At 44.3% G+C, this 1,275-nt stretch carries 1 protein-coding gene; it reads right to left on the bottom strand.

What is annotated here, in order from left to right; genetic code table 11:
* Positions 1-77: 77 nt before the first annotated feature.
* Positions 78-1,207 (bottom strand): IS3 family transposase gene (locus QGP82_RS19420; protein ID WP_499060725.1). Its coding sequence is split into 2 segments (ribosomal slippage): positions 78-934 and positions 934-1,207, totalling 1,131 coding nucleotides; the frame shifts between segments, so codons are not numbered across the junction.
* Between the last annotated feature and the right edge of the window lie 68 nt (positions 1,208-1,275).

The raw sequence follows: 1,275 nt of genomic DNA, 5'->3' as shown, positions 1-1,275 counted from the left end.
TGAAGTGAACCCCTGAATTTGGACAGTAAAATCAGATGATAGCAAGTCTAGACTGACATGTATCAATCTGAGACATCCTACAATTCCTTCCTCCACTTTTCCTCAAATTCGCTGGGTGTCAAATAGCTCAAAGAAGAGTGAATTCTTTTCTTCATATACACCTCGTCTAAAAACTCTTCTATTCTCTCATACACTTCATTAAAATTGCGATAGTCCGACAAGTCAACCTCCTCTTCTTTTATTGTTCTCATGAGCCGTTCAGCATAACCATTCTCATAGGCCTTACCCACGCCTGCCATACTAATCGCTATCTCATTCTCCTCCAATATCTGAACATACGCATTGGCGGCATATTGCACACCTTGGTCTGAATGGTGAATCTCTGGAATATACTGGTTCAGTCCTTTCTCCAAAGCTGTTATCGTTAACTGTTTCTCCATCGTTCTATCCAAGTGCCAGCCTCGAATACTGCGGGTAAATACATCCATTAACACGGCTAAATAGACAAATTCGTCCTTCAATCTAATATACGTGATATCGCCAACCCACACTTGCTCTGGACGCTCTACTAACAGCCCTTTGACTAGGTTGGGATATCGCTTATAGCCATGCACACTATTAGTTGTTCGTTTCCGTCGTATTCGTCGCTTTTCCAGTAGTCCCAATTCTCTCATTAATCGGCTGATACGTTTGTGATTAACACGCCATCCCTCTCGCTGTAATTGTTTAGTAATCCGTCGATACCCATAGGTGGGATACCGTCCCGCCACATCAATGATCGCTTTTTTTAGTTCCTCTTCTTGCGTTTGTTTGTCTGATGTTGACCGATAGTAATAACGACTCCGACTGTAGCCAATGACATCACAGATAACCTGGATTGGATACTCGCCTTTCAACTGCTCTATCATGGTTCGTTTCCGCTCAGATTCCACATGTCTGAAGCTTTTTTTGCCACCGCTAACTCCATCGTTAACCGACCCACCATTCGTTCCAATTCTGCTATTCGTTCGGCTGATTCATTTCCTCCTCCTTTGCCTCCAAACGCTAAATGCGCTTGTTTAAGAAATTCATTACGCCAACGATTGATCACTGACGTATGGACTTTATGGGCTCGACTGGCTTCGCTCACACTCCGTTGGCCGCTGACGATCTCCAGCACCACTTTTGCCTTAAATTCGCTACTGTAGTTTCTTGGCTTGCTGGCCATATTCCTTCCCCCGATTGGACTCTAGCTTACGCTCTCTCAGTCCTGTCCTAATTTTGGGGGGCACTACA

Origin of the sequence: Leptothoe sp. LEGE 181152, from assembly GCF_032906605.1 — a bacterium.
In the GTDB taxonomy this organism is placed as follows: domain Bacteria; phylum Cyanobacteriota; class Cyanobacteriia; order Phormidesmidales; family Phormidesmidaceae; genus Leptothoe; species Leptothoe turfae.
This window is presented reverse-complemented; position numbering and strand designations above follow the sequence as displayed.